This is a genomic window from Lentzea sp. NPDC004782, from assembly GCF_040609115.1.
Taxonomy (GTDB): Bacteria; Actinomycetota; Actinomycetes; order Mycobacteriales; family Pseudonocardiaceae; genus Lentzea.
The window spans coordinates 154,122-169,744 of record NZ_JBEXJN010000006.1 but is presented as its reverse complement, the minus strand read 5'-3'; the positions used below and the strand labels follow the sequence as shown (position 1 = coordinate 169,744).

At 69.7% G+C, this 15,623-nt stretch carries 19 protein-coding genes; 9 read left to right on the top strand and 10 right to left on the bottom strand.

Going from position 1 to position 15,623, the window contains the following annotated elements; genetic code table 11:
- Window positions 1-11 precede the first annotated feature (11 nt).
- Genes ABZV40_RS08255 through ABZV40_RS08240 form a run of 4 tightly spaced genes read left to right on the top strand, consistent with a single transcriptional unit; the run spans window position 12 to window position 2,761 of the window.
- Window positions 12-152 (top strand): hypothetical protein, encoded by a 141-nt coding sequence (locus tag ABZV40_RS08255; RefSeq protein ID WP_355437452.1) that lies wholly within the window; start codon window positions 12-14, stop codon window positions 150-152.
- A gap of 27 nt (window positions 153-179) precedes the next feature.
- A complete protein-coding gene (locus ABZV40_RS08250) occupies window positions 180-383 on the top strand; it encodes a hypothetical protein (protein ID WP_355437450.1) in 204 nt (67 codons plus the stop codon).
- A gap of 18 nt (window positions 384-401) precedes the next feature.
- Window positions 402-1,640: a YeeE/YedE family protein gene (locus ABZV40_RS08245; protein ID WP_355437448.1), complete on the top strand. Its 1,239-nt coding sequence runs from the start codon at window positions 402-404 to the stop codon at window positions 1,638-1,640.
- A complete protein-coding gene (locus tag ABZV40_RS08240) occupies window positions 1,634-2,761 on the top strand; it encodes an MFS transporter (RefSeq protein ID WP_355437446.1) in 1,128 nt (375 codons plus the stop codon). Before ABZV40_RS08245 ends, ABZV40_RS08240 begins: the two co-directional genes overlap by 7 nt.
- Here the strand turns inward: ABZV40_RS08240 and ABZV40_RS08235 are convergent.
- Both ABZV40_RS08235 and ABZV40_RS08230 read right to left on the bottom strand, forming a co-directional pair.
- Window positions 2,692-3,258 (bottom strand): DinB family protein, encoded by a 567-nt coding sequence (locus ABZV40_RS08235; protein ID WP_355437444.1) that lies wholly within the window; start codon window positions 3,256-3,258, stop codon window positions 2,692-2,694. The two genes, ABZV40_RS08240 and ABZV40_RS08235, sit on opposite strands and share 70 nt — an antisense overlap.
- Before the next feature lie 9 nt (window positions 3,259-3,267).
- Window positions 3,268-3,984: a hypothetical protein gene (locus tag ABZV40_RS08230; RefSeq protein ID WP_355437442.1), complete on the bottom strand. Its 717-nt coding sequence runs from the start codon at window positions 3,982-3,984 to the stop codon at window positions 3,268-3,270.
- Window positions 3,985-4,041: 57 nt separating this feature from the next.
- Here ABZV40_RS08230 and ABZV40_RS08225 point away from each other — a divergent pair, with 57 nt between their 5' ends.
- A complete protein-coding gene (locus ABZV40_RS08225) occupies window positions 4,042-4,968 on the top strand; it encodes a prenyltransferase/squalene oxidase repeat-containing protein (protein WP_355437440.1) in 927 nt (308 codons plus the stop codon).
- Here ABZV40_RS08225 and ABZV40_RS08220 read toward each other — a convergent pair.
- Window positions 4,965-6,554, bottom strand: coding sequence for a ricin-type beta-trefoil lectin domain protein (locus tag ABZV40_RS08220; protein ID WP_355437438.1), 1,590 nt, complete (start codon window positions 6,552-6,554; stop codon window positions 4,965-4,967). The two genes, ABZV40_RS08225 and ABZV40_RS08220, sit on opposite strands and share 4 nt — an antisense overlap.
- 210 nt (window positions 6,555-6,764) lie before the next feature.
- Here ABZV40_RS08220 and ABZV40_RS08215 point away from each other — a divergent pair, with 210 nt between their 5' ends.
- Window positions 6,765-7,283, top strand: coding sequence for a DinB family protein (locus ABZV40_RS08215; protein ID WP_355437436.1), 519 nt, complete (start codon window positions 6,765-6,767; stop codon window positions 7,281-7,283).
- 118 nt (window positions 7,284-7,401) lie between these two features.
- On the opposite strand, the gene ABZV40_RS08210 is transcribed toward ABZV40_RS08215, so the two are convergent.
- Entirely contained in the window at window positions 7,402-8,976 is a 1,575-nt protein-coding gene (locus ABZV40_RS08210) for a sulfatase-like hydrolase/transferase (protein WP_355437539.1), read from the bottom strand.
- A gap of 83 nt (window positions 8,977-9,059) precedes the next feature.
- Between ABZV40_RS08210 and ABZV40_RS08205 the strand changes: the two genes are divergently transcribed.
- Window positions 9,060-9,722: a dihydrofolate reductase family protein gene (locus tag ABZV40_RS08205; RefSeq protein ID WP_355437434.1), complete on the top strand. Its 663-nt coding sequence runs from the start codon at window positions 9,060-9,062 to the stop codon at window positions 9,720-9,722.
- Here the strand turns inward: ABZV40_RS08205 and ABZV40_RS08200 are convergent.
- Both ABZV40_RS08200 and ABZV40_RS08195 read right to left on the bottom strand, forming a co-directional pair.
- Window positions 9,703-10,104: a DoxX family protein gene (locus tag ABZV40_RS08200; RefSeq protein ID WP_355437432.1), complete on the bottom strand. Its 402-nt coding sequence runs from the start codon at window positions 10,102-10,104 to the stop codon at window positions 9,703-9,705. The genes ABZV40_RS08205 and ABZV40_RS08200 overlap by 20 nt on opposite strands.
- Window positions 10,097-10,762: a CDP-alcohol phosphatidyltransferase family protein gene (locus tag ABZV40_RS08195; protein WP_355437430.1), complete on the bottom strand. Its 666-nt coding sequence runs from the start codon at window positions 10,760-10,762 to the stop codon at window positions 10,097-10,099. The genes ABZV40_RS08200 and ABZV40_RS08195 overlap by 8 nt, the downstream gene beginning before the upstream one ends.
- Before the next feature lie 167 nt (window positions 10,763-10,929).
- Here ABZV40_RS08195 and ABZV40_RS08190 point away from each other — a divergent pair, with 167 nt between their 5' ends.
- Both ABZV40_RS08190 and ABZV40_RS08185 read left to right on the top strand, forming a co-directional pair.
- On the top strand, window positions 10,930-11,928 hold the full coding sequence (locus tag ABZV40_RS08190; RefSeq protein WP_355437428.1) for a zinc-binding alcohol dehydrogenase: 999 nt from the start codon (window positions 10,930-10,932) through the stop codon (window positions 11,926-11,928).
- The gene (locus ABZV40_RS08185; RefSeq protein WP_355437426.1) at window positions 11,915-12,607 is read left to right on the top strand and encodes a creatininase family protein; all 693 of its coding nucleotides are present in this window, start codon (window positions 11,915-11,917) and stop codon (window positions 12,605-12,607) included. The genes ABZV40_RS08190 and ABZV40_RS08185 overlap by 14 nt, the downstream gene beginning before the upstream one ends.
- Here the strand turns inward: ABZV40_RS08185 and ABZV40_RS08180 are convergent.
- Genes ABZV40_RS08180 through ABZV40_RS08165 form a run of 4 tightly spaced genes read right to left on the bottom strand, consistent with a single transcriptional unit; the run spans window position 12,521 to window position 15,618 of the window.
- Window positions 12,521-13,483, bottom strand: coding sequence for a lysylphosphatidylglycerol synthase transmembrane domain-containing protein (locus ABZV40_RS08180; RefSeq protein ID WP_355437424.1), 963 nt, complete (start codon window positions 13,481-13,483; stop codon window positions 12,521-12,523). The two genes, ABZV40_RS08185 and ABZV40_RS08180, sit on opposite strands and share 87 nt — an antisense overlap.
- A complete protein-coding gene (locus ABZV40_RS08175; protein ID WP_355437422.1) occupies window positions 13,483-14,262 on the bottom strand; it encodes a class I SAM-dependent methyltransferase in 780 nt (259 codons plus the stop codon). The genes ABZV40_RS08180 and ABZV40_RS08175 overlap by 1 nt, the downstream gene beginning before the upstream one ends.
- Window positions 14,259-15,230 carry a glycosyltransferase family 4 protein gene (locus ABZV40_RS08170; protein ID WP_355437420.1) on the bottom strand — a complete coding sequence of 324 codons (972 nt, stop codon included), beginning with the start codon at window positions 15,228-15,230 and terminating at the stop codon, window positions 14,259-14,261. The genes ABZV40_RS08175 and ABZV40_RS08170 overlap by 4 nt, the downstream gene beginning before the upstream one ends.
- Window positions 15,208-15,618, bottom strand: coding sequence for a 6-carboxytetrahydropterin synthase (locus ABZV40_RS08165; RefSeq protein WP_355437537.1), 411 nt, complete (start codon window positions 15,616-15,618; stop codon window positions 15,208-15,210). The genes ABZV40_RS08170 and ABZV40_RS08165 overlap by 23 nt, the downstream gene beginning before the upstream one ends.
- Window positions 15,619-15,623 lie beyond the last annotated feature (5 nt).

Here is a 15,623-nt window from a genome sequence, read left to right as displayed (position 1 = left end):
GGAGTTCTGCTGTGGTCGCTCAGTTCCTCACCTCGGAGACGCCGATCTGGGTCCTGCCGGGACTCGACCTGGGTTCGGTCCTCGACCCGGCCGTCGGCGTGCCCGCGGCCCTGGCGCCGATCTTCGAACTGCTCAAGTTCATCGGCGGCTGATTTCCCCACCACGAAAGGAAGTTCTCCATGAAGAAGATCGTCACGGCGGCTCTGCTCAGCGGTGCCGTGCTCGCCGGGTTCGCCTCGCCCGCGTTCGCCGACCCGGTCGTGGTCGACAAGCCGGACACCGGCGGGCTGACCGACAAGTGGACGACGGCGCCGCTCGGCGTCCCGGTCTTCGGCCTGATCGAGTCCGTCGTCAAGGCCCCGAACCACATCATCCCCAACTAGTCGCTTGAGGAGATCCCGGTGACGACGCAGTACTTCCCGACATCCTGCGCGGCCCCCGTTCCCGCCCCCGAGGAACCGGTCCGCACCGTCCCGCTCGTCGTCGCCGGGCTCCTGGCGGTCGGCCTGACCTGGTTCGTCTGGGCCTCCTACGGCGCGAAACAGGGCGTGCTGCTCGCGCTCGGTCTCGCGCTGGGCCTCGCGTTGTTCCACTCCCGCTTCGGTTTCACCTCCGCGTGGCGCCAGCTGATCGCCGTCGGCAACGGCGAGGGTGTGCGCGCCCACACCGTGCTGCTCGGCACCGCGGCGACGCTCATCACGTTGATCATCTCGACCGGCTCCGGCCTGTTCGGCTCCGTCCCGAAGGCCGTCGGCACCCCTTTGGGCCTGGCGTTGCTGGTGGGCGCGGTGCTGTTCGCGATCGGCATGCAGCTCGGCGGCGCCTGCGCGTCGGGCACGTTGTTCGCGGTCGGGTCCGGCCAGTCCACGATCGTGCTGACGCTCTTCGGTTTCGTCGCCGGGTCCGTGTTCTACACCTGGGCTTTCCCGCTGTTCGACGGCTGGCCCGCGTTCCCGGCCGTGGTGCTGTCCGAGCACGTCGGCTGGTGGGGTTCCTGGCTGATCACGATCGCCCTGCTCGGCCTCATCGTGCTCGCGACCCGGCTCGTCCAGGCCCGTCGCACCCCACCGCCCGTGGACGTCGTGCCGACCGCGCGTGGTTTCGCCCGCGTGGCCCGCGGCTCGTGGCCGCTGCTGGCCGGGGCGGTGGTGCTGGGCGTGCTGGCGGCGGCGGTGTTCCTGGTGTCGGGCGGCATCTGGGGCGTCACGTTCGCGTTCGCGCTGTGGGGCGCCAAGATCGTGCAGCTGCTCGGGCTGCACCCGGAGACGTGGCAGTTCTGGCAGACCCCGGCCAACGCCAAGGCGCTCGCCGCTCCGATCTGGACGGACAAGACCTCGCTCACGGACATCGGCATCATGATCGGCGCCGCCATCGCCGCGGCGGCCGCCGGGGCGTGGAAAATGCACAGCACCATTCCGTGGCGCACGGCACTGGCCGCCGTGCTGGGAGGAGTGCTGATGGGCATCGGAGCCCGGCTCGCCGGTGGCTGCAACATCGGCGCGTACCTCGGCGGCATCTCCGTCGGGTCGCTGCACGGGTGGCTGTGGGGCGTGTTCGCGCTCGGCGGCACGTGGATCGGGCTTCGGCTCCGGCCGTTGTTCGGGCTCGCGAACCCGAAACCGAGCGACTCGGTGTGCTGATCCAACGGGCGGCCATCGCAGGAGTCCAGGTCCTCGGCCTGGCCGTGTGGTTCTCGATGTCCGCCGTCGTCCCCGCGCTGCGGCACGAGTGGGGCATCAGCGCCGGCGCGGCGGTGTGGTTGACCGCGTCCGTGCAGCTCGGGTTCGTCACGGGCGCGGTCGGGGCCACGGTGCTCAACCTGGCCGACCGCGTCCGCCCGCACCTGCTGCTCGCGGTCTCCGCAGCGGCGGGTGCGGCGCTCACGCTGGTGCTCGGGCTCACCGCGGACGGGCTCGCGTCCGCGGTTCCCCTGCGGTTCCTGACCGGCGTGGCGCTGGCCGGGGTCTACCCGGTGGGCATGAAGCTGATGGCGTCCTGGTCCGAGACCCGCAACCGCGGCCGGGCGCTGGGCGTGCTCATCGGGGCGTTGACGCTCGGCAGCGCGCTCCCCCACGTGTTCGGGCAGCTGCCGTGGCGCGCGGTGCTCGTGACCGCCGCCGCGATCGCGTTCCTCGGTGCGCTCACGGCACTGCTGTTCGTGCGGCCGGGGCCGTTCCTGAACGCCACCACCACCCAGCTCAACCCGCGCTACGCGGTGCAGATGTTCCGCGAGCGCAAGCCGCGGCTGGTGAACCTCGGCTACTTCGGGCACATGTGGGAGCTGTACGCGCTGTGGACGTGGCTGCCGACGTTCCTGCTGAGCTCCCGCGCTCCGGTCGGCCTCACCGTGTTCCTCACGATGGGCGTGGCCGGGTTCACCGGCTGCCTGATCGGCGGCTGGGCGGCGGACCGGTTCGGCCGCGCACCCGCCGCCGTCGGGGCGCTCACGGTGAGCGGACTGTGCTGCCTGCTCTCGCCGCTGGCCTGGGGCACGCCGCTGCTGGTCGCGTTCTGCGCGGTGTGGGGCGCGTCGGTGATCGCCGACTCCGGCGTGTTCAGCGCGTCGCTGAGCGAGGTCGCCGACCCGCGCTACGTCGGGACGGCGCTCACCGCGCTGACCGCCACCGGGTTCGGGCTGACGGTGGTCAGCATCCAGCTCGTGCCGCTGCTCGCCGAGCTCGTGACCTGGCGCTACGCGTTCCTGCTGCTCGTGCCCGGACCGGTGGTCGGCGCGCTCGCCATGCTCAGGACCAGGTCGTAGTAGCCCTCGGGGTTGTCCGCGCCGGACCGTCCGTCGATCAGCTCCCGCACGACGTCGCAGTGCCCGGCGTGCTGTGCGGTCTCCGCCACGACGCGCACGAGCAGGTGCCCGAACGTGGTCCGGCGCTTGTGCTCCGGCCACCACTCGACCGACGCCGGCGCGTCCAGCGGCAGCGCGGCGATCGAGGAATCGGTGTGCCGCCACGCCGCGCGGTAGAGGTCGAGGAGGTGCTCGCGGCTCTCGTCGGGCTTGGCCCACATGTCGCCGTTGTCCCAGATGGACTGGTCCTCGACCCACGGCAGCAACGGACCTGGGCGCCCGACGCTGTCGCCGAGGTAGCCGAACTCGATGCCGATCAGGTGCTTCACCAGGCCGAGCAGGTTCGTGCCGCTGGGCACGAGCGGCCGCCGCACGTCGTACTCACCCAGACCATCCAAAGAGGACACGACGGAGTCGCGCGACGCCTGCAGGTAGTGCTGGAGATCCTCAGCGATCATGCCCCGACACTAGTGCCGCCGGGCCACGACCTCAGCCGGTTTCGCGACGGTCTGCGGTGGCGGCGGCTGCACGTCCGGCGCGGTGCCCCACTGGCTGTACGCGGCAATGAGGTGCTCCTGCTGCCGATCGCCCGACGGCAGGTTCTGCTCGACGCGGACGACACGGCCCTCGTCGTCCTCCTCGACGACGAGCCGCACGGGCCCGTCCACGTAACCGCCGGACCTCGGCACGCCGCCCGCGGTGAACACGTAGCGGTCGTCCTCGTGCTCGACCAGCCGGACCGTCCTGCGGTCGATGTCGCCGAACAGGTTGCCGGGCTGGTAGTCCTTGCCCGCCATCGACAGTTCGACCGCGTACGGACCCACCCACGGCGCGTCGTTGAGCCCCATGCTGGAGAACGTCCTGCCGGGCGGCATGGTGAGGTCGCTGTGCTTCAGGTAGCTGGTGCCGTCCACGGTGATCAAGCGGTAGTCGGTGGTGCGGTACCGGTCCTCGAAGTGCGCGGTGACGTCCTCCTGCGTGGTGCCACCGCCACTGCTGACGTGCTGCACGCCGGCGTAGGTCCGGTTGCGCGGGTCCTTCCCCTCGACCTCGATCGTCACGTCGAACCGCACCGACTGGTACTTCTGCACGGCCCACTGCCACTGACGGAACAGGACCGCCGGGTCGGACGAGGCCGCCGAGCAGGCGGTCAGCACGAACAGCAGGCACAGCGCGGGACGCATGCGACGAGTTTCGCAAAACGCGTCGCCCCGGCATGCCGGAATGAGAAGGTCGGGTACGTGCAGAAACTGATCATCGCCGCCGCGCTCGGCGCCACCCTCGTCGCCACGGCCGTCCCCGCGTCAGCCGGCACCCACCGCGTGGACGCCGCCGCCGGGTGGCTGACGAGACAGATGGCCGACGGCGAGCGGATGGAGACCGAGTTCGGTGGCGTGAAGTACCCGGACCAGGGCCTGACCATCGACGCCGTCTTCGCGTTCGCGGCCGCCCGCACCGCGCGCGAGCACTCCGACCGCGCCATCGCCTGGCTGGCCGAGCCCGACGTGCAAGGCGCCTACCTGGGTACGAACGGCGAGTCGTACGCCGGTGCGCACGCCAAGCTCGCCGTCGCGGCCAGGGTGAAGGGCAAGAACCCGAGGAACTTCGGCGGCACGGACCTGATCGCCGGCCTGAAGGCGTTGCAGGCACCGTCCGGCCGCTTCTCCGACCGCTCGCAGTTCGGCGACTTCTCCAACGCCTTCACCCAGTCCTACGCGCTGATCGCACTGGGCAAGGACATCAAGGGCGCGGACTACCTCGCGAACACCCGGTGCCCCGACGGCGGTTTCCCCGTCACGTTCGAGAGCTCGCCGTGCGTGAGCGACGTCGACGCCACCGCCCTCGTCGTCCAGGCGCTGCGCACGCAGGGCAAGCCGACCGCGAACGCCGTGACGTGGCTGGAGTCCAGGCAGCAGGCCGACGGCGGGTTCCCGAGCGCGCAGGGCGGTTCGAACGCCAACAGCACCGGCCTCGCGGCCCAGGTCGTCGGCGCCCGGTCCGCGGCGAACGCCCGCGACTACCTGAAGTCACTGCAGGTCTGCGACGGACCGGAAGCGGGCGCGATCGCGTTCGACGCGGGCGGTTTCAACAAGGCCAGCGCCCCGCGCGCGACCACGCAGGCCGTGCTGGGGCTGACCCGCGCGAACCTCGCGACGCTGAGGGCCTAACGGCTCCACTTCTGGTTGCTCTGTCCGGTGCAGGTCCACACGATCAACCGCGTGTTGTTCGCCGTTCCCGCACCGGACGCGTCCAGGCACAGCCCGGACTGCACACCGACGATCGTGCCGTCGCTGTTGAACCGCCACTGCTGGTTCGTGGCACCGTGACACGACCACGAGACCACTTTGGACCCCGGCGAGGTGCCCGCCGCGTCGAGGCAGCGGTCGCCGAACACCCGCACCTCACCGTTCGGCCACGACGTCCACAGCTGGTTGGCCGCGCCGTGGCAGTCGTAGAGGATCACGTTCGCGCCGGGCGCGGTGTTCGGCCCCTCCACGTCCATGCACCGCCCGGACCCGTTGCCGCGCAACGAGAAGGTGCTCGACGGGATCGGCGTGCCACCGCTGACCTTGAACACCGCCACGTCGTGCGCGGGCACCGAGGCCGACAGCGAGCTCACGGTCGCACCGGTCCACTGGTCGACGACCGTGAACCCGTCCCCCTGCAAACCGATCTCGGCGAACGACGCGCTCAACGTCGTGGACGCGGTGCCGCGGTTGAACAACCCGACGGCGACCGAACCGTCCTGCAGCGGCTTGACGTAGACGTTGTCCCGCACCCGCCGCCCGCCGGCGCCCAGCGGGTCCTGGTTGATCGCGATCAGCCGGGAGTTCCGCAGCAGGGCGCTGATGTCCGGGGACATCGAGCGGATGTCGTTGCCCGCCATCAGCGGTGCCGCCATCAACGCCCACAGCGCGAAGTGCGACCGCGACTCGGTCGGCGTCAGCCCCGGCCGTCCGGCGACCAGCATGTCGGGATCGTTGAAGTGCCCAGGACCCGTTTGCGCCGCAAGGGGTGCGGTGACGTCGAGTGCGTTGACGACACCCATCGGGTAGCTGTTGGTGTTGCCGTTCTGCCAGATGTCCAGCACGTCCTCGGTCGTGCGCCAGAGGTCCGCGACCTGGCCCCAGTTGTAGTCGTCGCCGGTCACGGCGTGGTAGCTGTTCGGGTTGATGCTGAAGACGATCGGCCGTCCGGTGGCGCGCAACGCGTCGCGCATCAGCGAGAACCGCGCGACCTGCTCGTCACGGGTGCCCTCCGGCGAGCACCAGTCGTACTTCAGGTAGTCGACGCCCCACGAGGCGAACGTCCGCGCGTCCTGCGCCTCGTGCCCCGCGCTGCCGGTGGAACCGGGGTAGGCGTTGCCGCGCTGGGCGCACGTGCGGGCGGTCGGCACCTCGTAGATGCCGAACTTCAGGCCGCGTTCGTGCAGGTAGTCGCCCATCGCCTGCATGCCGCTGGGGAACCGGTCCGCGGACCCGCGCAGCGCACCGGAGGCGTCGCGCTCGGGGTCGAACCAGCAGTCGTCGATCACGACGTACTCGTAGCCCGCGTCCCGCATGCCGCTCGACACCACGGCATCAGCGGTCTCGTGGATCTTCGACTCGCTGATGTCGCAGCCGAACGTGTTCCACGAGTTCCAGCCCAGTGGTGGCGTCGGCGCGGGCTCCTGCGCGGTCGGTGCGACGAGCAGGGAGGCGAGCAGGGCACCCACGACCAGCATCGGTTCCCCCAAGAAGCGAAGATTCTTCACCTTAGCCACCGGCACACCTCGTGGAAACGACTCGGACCAGACCGAAGCTCCACTTTCGGCTGAGTCACCCACAGTGACACCCAGGTCAAGCCCTGATCGCTCAAGCGGCGCTCGAATTTCACCGGAGCAGCCGCTCGTCTAGGACACAAGCTGACCTCAAGCGGTCATACAGTCCTTCATGTCGGGACAAACGAGCGAAGGACAAGACCAATGACCAGCACCGAGACCCTCACCGGCGAGCGCGCGGACCTCCTGGAGACCATGCGGCAGCACCGCTGGTTCCTGACGTTCACCGCACAGGGTCTGACCGACGAGCAGGCAGCGTCGAGCCCGACCGTCAGCGCGTTGTGCATCGGCGGGCTGATCAAGCACGTCGCGGCGGTCGAGGCGAACTGGGTCAAGTTCATCGAGCAGGGCACCGAGGCCATGGCGCACGACCCCGAGTCGACCGACTACGACAACCACGAGGCCAACTTCCGCATGGCGCCCGGCGAGACGCTGGAGAGCATCATCGCCAGGTACCACGAGGTCGCGGCCCACACCGACAAGCTCGTCGAGACCGTCGACCTCGACCTCTCACACCCGCTGCCGTCCGCGCCGTGGTTCCCCGAGGGCAAGACGTGGTCGGCGCGGCGGGTGTTCGCGCACATCATCGCCGAGACCTCGCAGCACGCGGGCCATGCGGACATCATCCGCGAGACGATCGACGGCCAGAAGACGATGGGCTGAAGCGCGCGGCCTCCGTTGTCGATGAAGGGCGCCTTGTTCCACCTGAGGTGGATGAAGGAGCCCTTCATCCACCTCAACGAGCGGGCGACGCGCACCGGTTGTCGGCACGCCGGTCCGCTCAGGGCCGCGGTGCGCTGAAGGTCGAGAGGAACTGGTCCCGGAAGTCGCTCATCTTCGACACCGGGGCCGTCCCTCCCGGCCTGATGCCGTCGTCCCACTTCCAGGCCCCGACCTTCGCCAGCACGGCGGGGTCCTTGGCGACGACGGTGATCGGCACGTCCCGCGACGCTCCCTCCCCGGTCACCATCTGCGCCGGCTGGTGGTCGCCGAGGAACACGAACACCAGGTTCTCGTCGCCGTAGCGCTCCAGGTACGAGACCACCGACTCCAGCGAGTACGAGATCGAGTGGCCGTAGTCGGCGCGCACGGCGGCCGGGTCGCGGCCGAAGATCGACTCCGGCGGGTCGTTCGAGGACGGCATCGTGCGGTAGATCGAGCCGTCGCCGAGCTTGTCCCAGGCCACGGAGTCCGGGGTCGGCGACCACGGCGCGTGTGAGGACACCATCGGGATCGCCGCCATCAGCGGGCCCTGGGCCTTGGCGCGCTCGTTGCGCTGGAAGGACTCCAAGGTGAACTGGTCGGGTGTCGTCGCGTAACCGAACCGCGGTCCGGTGTAGCCGAGGTCCTGCGCCGCGTAGACCTTGTTGTAGTGGAAGAAATCGCCTTCCGGCCACGCCTGCGTGATGCCCGGGACGACACCCACCGAACGCCACGACGCCTCGCGGAACGCCCGCGGCAGCGTCAGCCGGTCGGAAGCCACGAGGTTGCGGTAGCGCTGCTGGTTGTCGATCCACAGCCCGGACAGCAGCGTCGCCTGCGCCATCCAGCTGCCGCCGCCCGCGGTCGGTGAGGTCAGGAACGCCGACTTGGCCGTGTACCCCGCCGCCTTCAGCCGGTCGTTGCCCTGGGCGAGCTTCGCGGAGACCTCGGGCAGATCGAGCGCCGTCTTGCCGTAGCTCTCCACGAACGTGATGACGACGTCCTTGCCCTGCAACGCGGACAGCAGTCCCGGCTGTCCGCGGAACGCGTCGACCGAGGCCTCCGCGGCGAACGCCTCCTGGTCGTGCAACCCCGCCTGAACGCGCCGCGCGTGGTCGACGACCGACGTCGCCGCCGCGTCCGAGTAGACCGGAACTCCCGGCACCGCAAGGGAAACGCACCCCACGACGGCCAGCGCCACCGCGCGGATCGCCGCCGGGCGCCGCCCCGCCGCCACGGAACTGAGGCGCAGCACGGAGATCGAGGCCAGCGCCACGATCCCGGCGACCAGCGCCACGGCGGCCAGCACGGCCAGCACCGAGGCGGCGCGGCCGAACGTCACGTCCACGAAGTCGACGGCGGGCACCAGCAACGGCCAGTCCAGGACCAGGTCGAACGGCCGGTACAGCACCATGTCGAAACCGATGTCCATGATCTTGACGACCGTGAACAGCCCCAGCGCGACACCGCCGGCGAGGGCGAGCGGCTTGCGGAACCGGTCCGGCACGAGCACCAGGACCAGCACGCCGACGAGTGCCTCCAGCGGCACCCGCAGGAACGCCTCGAAGGTGAACTTGTCCAGGTCGCTCGGTGCGATGAGCACGAACACCACGAACAGCGCCGCCAGGAGCGTGGCCGTCCGACGCAGCAACATCCTCACCGAGAATCCCCTTTCCTGACCTATGAGAGAAACGCACGGCGACCCGTGTGCGGTTCAACTGCACTACCATCGAGCCCGTGACCCGCCCGCACGTTCTGCTGAGCGTCGCCGTCAGCCTCGACGGCCACATCGACGATCGCGGGACCGAGAGGTTTCCGCTTTCCAACGCCGAGGACTTCGATCACGTCGACCGGATGCGCGCGGAGTCGGACGCGATTCTGGCCGGAGCCGAGACGTTGCGCCGCGACAACGCGCGGCTGCTCGTCTACAGCGACGAGCGGCGTGCGCGGAGAATAGCGGACGGCAAACCGGAGTTCCCACTGCGGGTCGTCGTGACCAGGAGCGGCGAACTAGATCCTGAGCTGCGGTTTTGGCACTGCGGCGGCGCCCGGCTGGTCTACACCAAGAGCGCGCGGACCACCGTCGGCCACCTGGCCGAGACGAAAATCTTCAGCAATTTCGGAGAAATCCTGGACGATCTGGGCGCGCGCGGCGTGCGAAAGCTCATGGTCGAAGGCGGCACGAGCATTCACACGGCGTTCCTGAGCGCGGGACTCGCGGACGAGATCAGGGTCGCGGTCGCGCCGATGCTGATCGGACAGGCGACGGCCCCGCGTTTCGTGAATCCCGCCGAATTCCCCGGCGGACCGGCCCGCCGATTCCACCTGGAGGACGTCACGAAAGTCGGGGACGTCGCGGTTCTCCGCTACTTCCCGAAAGTCACTTCCGCACCAGCTTGAGCAGGCCGAGGATCTGCTCGCGGCGGTAGACGGCGATCATCAGCGCCCACAGCGCGAAGATGATCGGCAGCACGGCTGCCTTGAAGCCGCCGTTGGTCACCAGGAAGAGCTCGGTGAGCGTCGCGCCACCCATGATCCCGACGAGAGCGAGTGCGGCGATGCCGCAGATCCGCGGGATCACCAGGCCGATCGCGGCGGCGATCTCCAGGACGCCGGTGAGGTAGCGGAACCACTGGCCGAAGCCGATGTCGTCGAACTTGGCGACGAACTGGTCGGTGAACAGCGCGTAGCCGCTCTGCACGAACGTGACGGCCAGAAGGATCTGCAGGATCCAGACGACGACGTTGCCGATCTTCGCCGCGGTTGAGGTCTGCTCAGACATGATGGGATCGTCCCACCGCAACACTGGCGTGACGCCACAGCCAGAGCACGTCGCGGCCGAACGACCACACCAGCGACGCCAGCGCGAGACCGACGAGCACGGCGGCGAACGGCAGCAGGCCCGAGGCCGCCACGACGAGGAAGACGCCCTGCACCGCGGCCACGGTCTTGCGCGCGTAGCTGGCCGGCAGCGGCGCGTTCATCCACCGGAAGCGCCACGACGCGGCGACGAACACGTACCGCATGAGGCCGATCGCGAGCACCCACGGCCCCATCTGCACGGCCACGTACGCGCTCAGCACCAGGATCAGGAACGCGTCGACCTCCATGTCGAACCGCGCGCCCAACGCCGACGACGTGCCGGTGCGGCGAGCGACCTGCCCGTCCACCCAGTCGAGCGACAACGCGACTGCCGCCAGCGTCACGACCAGGGCGACCGGCACGTCCTGACCAGCACGATCGGCCACCAGAGCGGTCACGGCGCCGACCATCAGGCCGCGGGCGAGCGTGACCCGGTCAGCGGGGCCGAGCGAGGCCGTGCGATGACGTTGCATGCCGTAGCCGAGGAACGCCCAGGTGGCGAACCCGTAGGCCAGACCGGCGGCCCAGCCGAGCGGACCGAGGCCGGCCGTGGCGGCGACCACGCCCAGCAGGACCACCTGGCCAGCAGCCCAGACGGCGGGCTCCAAGGAAACGCGGGGCCCCCGCGTTACCCACGAGGAAACGCGGGGCCCCCGCGTGCCGGGAGCAGAGGCGGGCGTCCTCGTGTGCTGAAGTGTGGTCATCAGGTGCTCCTGGTGGACTTCGTGCGGCGGAGGTGTTGTGAGTGACACGTACGGCGAGTGCCTTTTGGCTCAATGAATCCGGAAAAGGGGAAGTTCGGCCGGTCGCGCTGGCCGAACCGGGTCCGGGTGAGGTCGAGGTGCGCACGCTGTTCTCCGGCGTCAGCCGCGGCACGGAAACGCTCGTCTTCCGCGGTGGCGTGCCGGAGAACCAGTACGCGGCGATGAGGGCCCCCTTCCAGGACGGCGACTTCCCGTGGCCGGTGAAGTACGGGTACCTCAACGTCGGCGTCGTCGAACATGGCCCCGAACGACTGCGCGGGCGCACGGTGTTCTGCCTCTATCCACATCAGACTCGTTACGTGGTCCCGGAATCCGCGGTCACGGTCGTCCCGGACGACGTCCCCGCCGAACGAGCCGTGCTCGCGGGCACCGTCGAGACGGCCGTGAACGCCGTGTGGGACGCGCGTCCGTTGATCGGCGACCGGATCGCGGTGGTCGGTGGCGGCATGGTCGGGTCGAGCATCGCGGCGGTCCTCGCCACGTTCCCCGGCGCGCGCGTCCAGCTCGTGGACGCCGATCCCGCCCGTGAGTCGACTGCTCGGGCCTTGGGTGTCGGATTCGCCTTGCCGGACAACGCTCTCGACGGCTGCGACCTCGTCTTCCACGCCAGCGCGACCGAGCCCGGCCTCACCACCGCGCTCGGCCTGCTCGCGCCGGAGGGCCGCGTGGTCGAGCTGAGCTGGTACGGGGACCGCAAGATCGCGGTGCCGCTCGGCGAGTTCTTCCACTCGCGCCGGCTCACGATCCGCAGCAGCCAGGTCGGCGCGGTCGGCCGCCCGGACCGCACCTACGCCGAGCGCATGGCGCTCGCGCTCGACCTGCTCGCCGACGACCGCTTCGACGCGCTGATCACGGGACACAGCCCGTTCGAGGAGCTGCCGGACGTGCTGCCGAAGCTCGCCGACGGGACGGTTCCGGCGTTGTGCCACCGGATTGACTACCGCCACATTAACTACCCTGAGCACCATGTTTCCGAGTGACACCACGGTCGACGTCCGCGACCAGCGCGTGGCGGTGCTCCCGGTCGGCAGCACCGAGCAGCACGGTCCGCACCTGCCGCTGGCCACGGACTCCGTCATCGCGTGGACCATCGCCTCGGAGATCTCGAAGGCGCACGGGGTCCGGTTGCTGCCGCCGATCCAGTTCTCGTGCTCGCAGGAGCACGCCGACTGGCCGGGCACCGTCAGCATCTCCGCGCGCACGTTGATCTCAGTCGTCGAGGACATCACGGACTCTTTGCGGCGCAACGGTGTCACGAACGTCGTGCTGGTGAACGGGCACGGCGGCAACTACGTGCTGCAGAACATCGTGCAGGAGGGTGAAGGTCTGGCGCTCTTCCCCGGACGCGACGACTGGGCGTCGGCGCGGGAGAAGGCCGGCATCGTGACCTCGGCGTACAGCGACATGCACGCGGGTGAGCTGGAGACCTCGATCCTGCTGCACGCTCACCCCGATCTGATCAGGCCCGGTTACGAGACTTCCGACCACCTGGCGGAGGACCGGCGGCACATGCTCACCCTCGGTCTGGCGCCGTACACGGAGTCCGGCGTCATCGGGCGGCCCTCGCTCGCGTCAGCGCGCAAGGGCGAGCTCCTGCTCGCGGGCCTGGTCGACGCGTTCCGCCACTACCTCGACCTGTTCGGTCTTGGCACGGCGTGACGTGACCAGCACGATCGCGCCCGGCAAAGCCGCGATCAGCGCCAGCACGCCGTAGACGATGCCCGTGGTGAAGCCGTGCTGGGCGCCCAGCCCGGCGGCACCGAACGCCACCGCGAGGAAGGCCTCGCGCGGCCCGAACCCGCCGATGTTGACCGGGATCGCCATGATCAGCAGGGCCAGCACCACGACCGGCGCGAGCTGCGTGATCGTGGCGTCCGACCCGGCGGCGCGGGCGGCGACGACGAACATCGCCACGTAGCCGGCGACCGTGGCGACCGACAGGCCGAGCACCGCGGGCCACGTCTTCAGCGAAAGCAACCGAATGCCGTCCGCGAGCGTCTTCACGAGTAGCTGGCGCACCACCCTGACCCGCCAGCCGGCCACGACGAGCACGACGAGGCAGGTGAGGATGACCGCGACGGTGGTGCCGTTCAGCGTGAGGTCGAAGCCTGGCGACGGGTGCACGAGCAGCACCGCGAGCCCGATCCCGATGAGCACCACCTGCCCGGCGAAGCGTTCGAAGAACACAGCGCGCACACCACGTCCGACGTCGCCCGACTCACGCCCGTGGTTGACCGCGCGGTGCACGTCACCGAGCACGCCCGCGGGCAGCACGGCGTTGACGAGCAACGCGCGGTAGTAGTCGCTGACCGCGGTGCGCAGGGACAGCGACAGGCCGAGGCGGCGCGCGATGAGCACCCAGCGGCCGGCGCTGAGCAGCGTCGTCACGAACCCGATCGCCAGCGCGGCGACGACGGAGAACGCGTCGATCGCGCGCAGTCCGTCCAGGAACGCCCCGGTGCCCAGGCGCACGCCCATGGCCACCAGGATCGCCACCGCCAGCAGCAAGCGGAGCCACGGCCAAAGTCGCTTCATCACACAGCCCTCGGTATCGCTAGCAGGTCGACGTGGTGGACCACTGCGGAAGCCTCCGACCTGCGGCGCAGGTAGTCGTCAGCCTCAGCGGCGAGTGCGGGTTCCTGCTCGACGGCCGCACCGACCCAGCCCTTCAGCCACTCGCGCTGCAGGGCGTCGGCGTTCAGGCGCCACGGGCTCGAAGCCGTCCGAACCGAAGCGCCCGCTGCCACGAATGCCTGTTCAGCAGCGGCCGGAGCGTCCGGTCCGAGCAGCTTGCGCCCGTCCACGACGCGGCGCTGGTGAGCGTTGAACGCGTCCTGGTAGGCGGCGTCGAGCGGCTCGGCCGGGTCGAACTCGATCCGGCCTGCCACCGAGAGCGTGAACAGTGCGGGCACATGTGCTTCTACGCATGCAACCGCGAGAGCGTTCATCTCGTCAGCAGTGAGCAAGTCCAGCAGCGCGGAGCACGTGACCAGGTCAGCGCCCGCGAGGTCGGCGGCGGTGAGCTCGGTGAGGTCGCCCTCACGCGTCTCGGCGGTGACGTTCTCGACGGCGCTCATGCCGGCCTCCGCCAGCCCGAGCAGCCGGGGGTCGCGGTCGTGCAGCACCCAGTGCTGCACACCGCCGAGCCTCCCGGCGAGCCATCGTCCCATCGATCCCGTGCCACACCCCAGGTCACGGATCGTCAGCGGGTTTCGGTTCACCAGAGTTGCGCGGACCACGCCGACGAGTTCCGTCGAGCGTGCGTCGGCGTCCGCTTTCTCCCGCAGTGCCAGCCATTCCGGCGCGAAGGTCATGGCCGCAGACTAGCCAGCACCCTCCGCAGGTCCTCTGTGGATCTGTCCCATGTGGACAGATTGGCCCGTCGCGCGAGCGCCCGCGCCCGCAGTTCCGCACGGAATTCCTGATCTTGAAACCAGCGCGTCAGTGCAGCTTCCAACGCATTTTGATCACCCGGCGGAACCAGCAGGCCGCCGTCTCCGAGCGCGTCGGGAACGGCGCTCGCGATGACCGGCAGACCGCGCGCCAGCGCCTCGGTGACGACCATGCCGTACGTCTCGTTGCGCGACGCCAGCACGAACAGGTCAGCCGCGTCGTATGCGCTGGTCAGAGCCTCGCCGGTGAGCGGTCCGGGAAAGCTGACGCGATCGTCTTCCGGCAGCTGTCCGACGAACGGCCGGATCGGTCCGGCGCAGACGAGCCGCCACTCGTAGTCGACCCTCTGCAAGGCCCTGACCAGCAGGTCGTGACCTTTGCGGGGTGTGATCGAGGCAACGCAGAGGAGTTGGCTGACGCCGTCCGTGCCGCGTGCCACCGGTGCCGGATCGGTGCCGGGCACGACCACGTGCACGGTGTCCAGTCCGTGCCTGGCCCTGAGGTCGCGCGCGGCCGTCGGGCTGGTCGCGACGACCGCGCTCGCGGCCCGCAGGACCTGCCGTTCCTTCTCGTCGAGCAGCGCGGCGGTGGTGGGATCGAGGCCGGTCTCGTCGGCCAGCGGCAGATGCACGAGCACGGCGAGCTTCAGCCGCCGCGCGTGCGGCACGACCACCTCGGGCAGACCGCAGCCGACCAGGCCGTCGATCAGCACGACGTCGCCGTCCGGGATGCTCGCAAGCGTTTGCGACAACGCCGTGGTGTCGCTCGGACGCGGCCAGTCACCGGCGACGGCGAGGAGGTTCAGCCCCGCCCCGACCCGCAGGTCGTAGACGTTGCCGCCGCTGGGACTGGCCGGGTCGCCGACGTCAGCCGGCAGTACGAAGTGCACGTTCGTAGCTCGCCCACGCCACATGGGACTCGTGGAGTGTGACGGCGATCGCATCGATGCCGTGAGCGCCCTCACCCAGCGCACCCTCGGCGATCTTGTCCGCGAGCTGGTCCGCGATGTGCTTCGCGAGCCACTCCGTGGACGTGTTGATGCCCGCGAACTGCGGTTCTTCGTCCAGGTTGCGGTAGTTGAACACGGCCAGGACCTTGCTCAGCTCACTCGTCGCGAGTCCGATGTCGACAACGATGTTGTCCGAATCGAGCTCAACACGTTTGAACGTCGCGTCCACCAGGAACGTTGCTCCATGCAGACGTTGTGCCGGACCGAAGACCTCGCCGCGGAAACTGTGGGCGATCATCACGTGATCGCGGACGGTGATGCTGAACAGGGTGA

Bases quoted from the DNA above. Each gene is read 5' to 3' on its own strand.
- ABZV40_RS08200 (WP_355437432.1), bottom strand. From the start codon at position 10,104: ATGTCTGAGCAGACCTCAACCGCGGCGAAGATCGGCAACGTCGTCGTC.
- ABZV40_RS08175 (WP_355437422.1), bottom strand. From the start codon at position 14,262: ATGACCTTCGCGCCGGAATGGCTGGCACTGCGGGAGAAAGCGGACGCC.
- ABZV40_RS08215 (WP_355437436.1), top strand. From the start codon at position 6,765: ATGACCAGCACCGAGACCCTCACCGGCGAGCGCGCGGACCTCCTGGAG.
- ABZV40_RS08235 (WP_355437444.1), bottom strand. From the start codon at position 3,258: ATGATCGCTGAGGATCTCCAGCACTACCTGCAGGCGTCGCGCGACTCC.
- ABZV40_RS08210 (WP_355437539.1), bottom strand. From the start codon at position 8,976: ATGTTGCTGCGTCGGACGGCCACGCTCCTGGCGGCGCTGTTCGTGGTG.
- ABZV40_RS08250 (WP_355437450.1), top strand. From the start codon at position 180: ATGAAGAAGATCGTCACGGCGGCTCTGCTCAGCGGTGCCGTGCTCGCC.
- ABZV40_RS08230 (WP_355437442.1), bottom strand. From the start codon at position 3,984: ATGCGTCCCGCGCTGTGCCTGCTGTTCGTGCTGACCGCCTGCTCGGCG.
- ABZV40_RS08180 (WP_355437424.1), bottom strand. From the start codon at position 13,483: ATGAAGCGACTTTGGCCGTGGCTCCGCTTGCTGCTGGCGGTGGCGATC.
- ABZV40_RS08185 (WP_355437426.1), top strand. From the start codon at position 11,915: ATGTTTCCGAGTGACACCACGGTCGACGTCCGCGACCAGCGCGTGGCG.